This window comes from Neisseria sp. 74A18 (assembly GCF_001308005.1).
Lineage (GTDB): Bacteria > Pseudomonadota > Gammaproteobacteria > Burkholderiales > Neisseriaceae > Neisseria > Neisseria dumasiana.
In genome coordinates this window covers 1-807 of the sequence record NZ_LGZA01000078.1, presented here as the reverse complement: position 1 = coordinate 807, position 807 = coordinate 1, and the positions used below count along the sequence as shown (strand labels likewise).

At 51.4% G+C, this 807-nt stretch carries 1 pseudogene; it reads left to right on the top strand.

Annotated features, from left to right (window positions below):
- Positions 1–95 precede the first annotated feature (95 nt).
- Positions 96–807, top strand: a pseudogene (locus tag AKG43_RS11860) (sel1 repeat family protein); the annotation flags it as partial.

Genomic DNA, 807 nt, shown 5'->3' with positions numbered 1-807 from the left:
CATCAATGTCGGCAGACTGGTCAACGGCATGCCCTATGCACCCCTTGTGCGAATTTCTACGGCTGGATCCCAAAATCACTACGCTGGATTAACACATGAAACGTTCCACCAAAATCACATTGTCCGTGATCGCCCTTATCGGCTTGGCCCTCTATATGGCCTACCGATGGATTGCCTGCATCGATATGGGCGGCACCGGGCAATACAAACCGGATTTCTGCTACAACAAACCCAACTGGTTTGAGCGGCTGCAAGCAAAAAGGGAAACCATGAACAACATCGAAGAAATCAAACGAAACCTCGAATTCACCTGCGTACGCGAACAGCGCCCGCCTTTATCCGAAGAAACCCAGCAGCTCTATCATTATGCGCTGCACCGCGATTTGAACCATATGTGGCCGGGCGAACGCGGCGACGGTTTTTGGGACAACCTACTGCCCTATTACCGCATCGCCGCCGCCAACGGCGACTATAAAGCCAATGTGCGCCTGCAATTCATTCTCAGCGACGGCTGGACACAAGTACCTGAGATAGAAGCGGAAATCGAAGTGCATCAGCTCAATAAACTCCTGCAAAAACAACTCCCCGCCACCGCCTATTACCTGCTCAAAGGCTATATCGAAGACGGCTACGGCGTTTCCGCACCGCCGGACAGCGAACTGGCTTTTTTACGCAAAGCCGCCGATATGGGTAGTAGGGATGCCCAATATGTCTTGGGTGATATGATTAGCAGCATAGATGATGATGCTACGCGACCATTCCGTTTGGATTTGATGAAAAAGCTGTATCAGTGTGCAGCAGAGCAAG